The following is a 3,855-nucleotide window of genomic DNA, read 5'->3' as shown; positions in this document are numbered from 1 at the left end:
GATGCGCCAGGAAGCCACGGTGATCACCGTTGGTGGTTCCGACTACAAAAAACTGGTGAATCTGGGCGGCACGGCTTCCGGATGGGTTGGCGAGACTGACGCGCGCTCCCAGACTGCCACTTCCAGACTGGGCCTGATTGAACCTTTCATGGGGGAAATCTACGGTAACCCGCAGGCCACCCAGAAAATGCTGGATGATGCCTTTTTCAACGTGGAAGCATGGATCAACAGCGAGCTGGCAACCGAATTTGCCGAACAGGAAGAAATTGCCTTTACCACCGGTGATGGCACCAAGAAGCCAAAAGGGTTCCTGGCGTATGAATCCACCGATGAAACCGATAAGGTTCGTGCGTTCAGTAAACTTCAGCATATTGTATCCGGTGAAGCGACGACGGTGACCGCAGATGCCATTATCAAACTGATTTACACGCTGCGTAAGGCACACCGCACTGGCGCGAAGTTCATGATGAACAACAACAGCCTGTTTGCCATCCGTCTGCTGAAAGACACCGAGGGTAACTATCTGTGGCGTCCGGGGCTGGAGCTGGGGCAACCGTCCTCTCTGGCGGGTTACGGTATCGCTGAAAACGAACAGATGCCGGATATCGCCGCTGATGCGAAAGCTATTGCATTTGGTAACTTCAAGCGGGGTTACACCATCGTTGACCGTATCGGTACCCGCATTCTGCGTGATCCGTACACCAATAAACCGTTTGTCGGTTTTTATACCACCAAGCGCACCGGCGGCATGCTGGTCGATTCGCAGGCCATCAAACTGCTGAAGATTGCAGCGGCGTAATCACTCAGGGGCGCTGAACTGCGCCCCTGTTCTGACAGGTGAAAGAATCATGATCCTGAAACAAGATCTGAAATGGTCACCGGACGGTATGCGCGTTGAGGTCATTCGGGCCGGTGAGTATGACGACGGGGCGCTTCCTGTCCGGGTGCAGGAGATTGCACTTCAGGCCGGGTTAGCAGAGCGCGGAACCAGTGCAAAAAGCAGTAAAGCGACAAAAGAGAAAAAAGCCACGACCAGTAAAGAGGGCTGAGTATGCTTCTGACAATGGAAGAGATTAAAGCCCAACTCCGGCTGGATGAGGATTTCGATACTGATGACCGCCATCTGCAACTGCTTGCCTGTGCGGCGCAAAAGCGGACGGAAACGTATCTGAACCGGAAGCTCTATGCACCGGATGAAACCATTCCGGACAGCGACCCGGACGGGCTGCACCTGCCGGATGATATTCGTCTGGGGATGCTGATGCTTATCAGCCATTTTTACGAAAACCGCTCGTCGGTTACGGAAGTGGAGAAACTCGACATGCCGCAGAGTTTTAGCTGGCTTGTCGGCCCGTACAGGTACTTTCCGCAATGAAAATTCGTCAGGCGCAGACCAGCGCAACCTACATTCTGCCGGACCCCGGTGAACTGAATAAACGCGTCCTGATCCGCCAGCGGGTGGATATGCCCGCGGATAACTTTGGTGTGGAGCCTCAATACCCGGTTACGTTCCGGACATGGGCGAAGGTTATCCAGACCAGTGCCACCACCTGGCAGGAAACCGCGCAGACCGGAGACGCCATCACCCATTACATCACCATTCGCTACCGCCGGGGGATCACCGCTGATTATGAGGTGGTCTGCGGTGACAGTGTGTACCGGGTGAAACGTCAGCGCGATCTGAACGGGGCGCGGCGCTTTCTGTTGCTGGAGTGTACAGAGCTGGGCGAATTTACGCAGAGTCACGGAGGCAGCAATGGCGACTCCCTTTTTTCACGTTGATGTTCAGCAGCCCGCGGAGATGCGCTTTAACCGCGCCCGTGTCCGGCGGGCGTTTGTTACGATTGGGCAGCGTCATATGCGTGATGCCCGTCGGCTGGTGATGCGCCGTGCGCGGTCGGCACCGGGTGAAAACCCCGGTTATCAGACCGGACGCCTGGCTCGTTCGATTGGTTATATGGTGCCGGGAGCCAGTAAAAAGCGAGCCGGTTTTATGACACGCATTGCCCCTAACCAGCGCAACGGGAAGGGGAACCGGATGATCTCTGGTGACTTCTATCCGGCGTTTCTGTTTTTTGGTGTCCGGGGAGGAGCAAAACGTCGTCGTAGTCATCATCGTGGTGCATCCGGTGGCAGCGGCTGGCGACTGGCTCCACGTAATAACTTCATGGTGGAAACTCTTGAAAAGAACCGCAGCTGGACACGCTATTTTCTGGCGCGGGAATTGCGTAAATCACTGAAGCCGGAGCGACGACACAGATGAAACTGACGCCTGTTATTGCTGCACTGCGTGCCCGCTGTCCGTATTTTGAAAACCGGGTTGCAGGCGCGGCCCAGTTCAAAAATCTGCCGGAGGTCGGAAAGCTGAAACTCCCGGCGGCATATGTTGTACCGGGTGATGATTCTCCGGGAGAAAACAAAAGCCAGACCGACTACTGGCAGGAGCTGAAAGAGGGTTTCTCCGTGGTTGTCATACTGAGTAACGGGCGTGATGAGCGCGGTCAGTTTGCCTCGTATGATGTGGTGGACGATGTCCGGCAGATGCTCTTTAAGGCCCTGCTGGGCTGGAACCCGGAAGCATGCGGTAACCCGATTACCTATGACGGCGGCACGCTGCTGGATCTGAATCGTCATGAGCTGATTTATCAGTTCGATTTTTCGGTCATCAGCGAGCTGACCGAAGACGATACCCGCCAGCAGGATGAGCTGAACAGTCTGGATGAACTGCGAACGCTGGCGATTGATGTTGATTATCTCGATCCCGGTAACGGGCCTGACGGCGATATCGAACATCACACCGAAATAACCCTTCCTTCCTGAGAATCTTCATGTTTGTGAAACCTGTTAAAGGGCGGTCAGTGCCTGACCCTGCCCGCGGTGACCTTTTGCCCGCCGAAGGGCGAAATGTTGACGAGAACAACTACTGGCTGCGCCGTGAAGCAGCGGGTGATATCCGGCGCGTGAATAAAAAGGTGAACACCGATGACGATAAGCTTTAACACCATTCCGTCGAATACGCTGGTTCCGCTGTTTTATGCGGAAATGGATAACTCGGCGGCGAATACTGCACAGGACAGCGGGGCATCGTTGCTGATTGGTCACGCCAATAACGGTGCAGAGATTGTTGCCAACAGTCTGGTGCTGATGCCGTCGGCAGACTATGCACGCCAGATTTGTGGTGCGGGAAGTCAGCTGGCGCGTATGGTCGAGGCTTATCGCCAGACCGACCCGTTTGGCGAGCTGTATGTGATTGCCGTTCCGGAGGCCACAGGCGCGGCGGCAACGGTTACGCTGACGGTGACCGGGGCGGCAACCGAAACCGGCACGGTGAATGTTTATGTGGGACGTACCCGCGTGCAGGCACCGGTGACCAACGGCGATAACGTCGCGACGATTGCCAGCAGTATCAAAGATGCCATCAATGCCGTTCCGGCCCTGCCGTTTACGGCCTCATCTTCGGCAGGCGTGGTCACGCTGACCGCGCGTCATAAGGGGCTTTGCGGGAATGAAATTCCTGTCACCCTCAATTACTACGGCTTTGGTGGGGGCGAAGTGCTGCCTGCGGGCGTACAGATTGCCGTGGCGACGGGGACCGCCGGAACGGGCTCTCCTGTTCTCACCGGCGCGGTGGCTGCAATGGCGGATGAGCCGTTTGATTATATCGGCCTGCCGTTCAACGACACGGCCTCCGTTAACACGCTGGTGACCGAGATGAACGATACCAGCGGTCGCTGGAGCTATGCGCGTCAGCTGTATGGTCATGTGTATACGGCAAAGACCGGCACACTGTCAGAACTGGTGAACGCAGGTGACCAGTTTAACCAGCAGCACATCACCCTGGCGGGGTACGAAAAA

The 3,855-nt window shown here is 56.0% G+C and carries 8 protein-coding genes; all 8 read left to right on the top strand.

The window, feature by feature from the left end; genetic code table 11:
* Positions 1-799: phage major capsid protein (locus D9736_RS13485; protein ID WP_130258501.1), on the top strand; the 799-nt coding region annotated here is incomplete at its 5' end.
* 49 nt (positions 800-848) lie between these two features.
* On the top strand, positions 849-1,049 hold the full coding sequence (locus D9736_RS13480; protein WP_130258500.1) for a hypothetical protein: 201 nt from the start codon (positions 849-851) through the stop codon (positions 1,047-1,049).
* A 2-nt stretch (positions 1,050-1,051) separates the two neighbouring features.
* On the top strand, positions 1,052-1,375 hold the full coding sequence (locus D9736_RS13475) for a head-tail connector protein (protein WP_130258499.1): 324 nt from the start codon (positions 1,052-1,054) through the stop codon (positions 1,373-1,375).
* Positions 1,372-1,782, top strand: a complete 411-nt coding sequence (locus D9736_RS13470) for a phage head closure protein (RefSeq protein ID WP_032224590.1) — start codon at positions 1,372-1,374, stop codon at positions 1,780-1,782. Before D9736_RS13475 ends, D9736_RS13470 begins: the two co-directional genes overlap by 4 nt.
* The gene (locus tag D9736_RS13465) at positions 1,757-2,263 is read left to right on the top strand and encodes a hypothetical protein (RefSeq protein WP_016236822.1); all 507 of its coding nucleotides are present in this window, start codon (positions 1,757-1,759) and stop codon (positions 2,261-2,263) included. Before D9736_RS13470 ends, D9736_RS13465 begins: the two co-directional genes overlap by 26 nt.
* Positions 2,260-2,820 carry a hypothetical protein gene (locus tag D9736_RS13460; protein ID WP_000779283.1) on the top strand — a complete coding sequence of 187 codons (561 nt, stop codon included), beginning with the start codon at positions 2,260-2,262 and terminating at the stop codon, positions 2,818-2,820. Before D9736_RS13465 ends, D9736_RS13460 begins: the two co-directional genes overlap by 4 nt.
* Before the next feature lie 8 nt (positions 2,821-2,828).
* The gene (locus D9736_RS13455) at positions 2,829-2,999 is read left to right on the top strand and encodes a DUF2635 domain-containing protein (protein ID WP_000497751.1); all 171 of its coding nucleotides are present in this window, start codon (positions 2,829-2,831) and stop codon (positions 2,997-2,999) included.
* Positions 2,983-3,855: phage tail sheath subtilisin-like domain-containing protein (locus D9736_RS13450; protein ID WP_205712926.1), on the top strand; the 873-nt coding region annotated here is incomplete at its 3' end. The genes D9736_RS13455 and D9736_RS13450, both read left to right, overlap by 17 nt.

The organism is Escherichia sp. E10V10 (assembly GCF_004211985.1).
Taxonomy (GTDB): Bacteria; Pseudomonadota; Gammaproteobacteria; order Enterobacterales; family Enterobacteriaceae; genus Escherichia.
The sequence above is the reverse complement of the archived record's forward strand: the minus strand, read 5'-3'. Positions and strand labels throughout refer to the sequence as shown.

Bases quoted from the DNA above. Each gene is read 5' to 3' on its own strand.
- D9736_RS13480 (WP_130258500.1), top strand. From the start codon at position 849: ATGATCCTGAAACAAGATCTGAAATGGTCACCGGACGGTATGCGCGTT.
- D9736_RS13475 (WP_130258499.1), top strand. From the start codon at position 1,052: ATGCTTCTGACAATGGAAGAGATTAAAGCCCAACTCCGGCTGGATGAG.
- D9736_RS13470 (WP_032224590.1), top strand. From the start codon at position 1,372: ATGAAAATTCGTCAGGCGCAGACCAGCGCAACCTACATTCTGCCGGAC.
- D9736_RS13465 (WP_016236822.1), top strand. From the start codon at position 1,757: ATGGCGACTCCCTTTTTTCACGTTGATGTTCAGCAGCCCGCGGAGATG.
- D9736_RS13460 (WP_000779283.1), top strand. From the start codon at position 2,260: ATGAAACTGACGCCTGTTATTGCTGCACTGCGTGCCCGCTGTCCGTAT.
- D9736_RS13455 (WP_000497751.1), top strand. From the start codon at position 2,829: ATGTTTGTGAAACCTGTTAAAGGGCGGTCAGTGCCTGACCCTGCCCGC.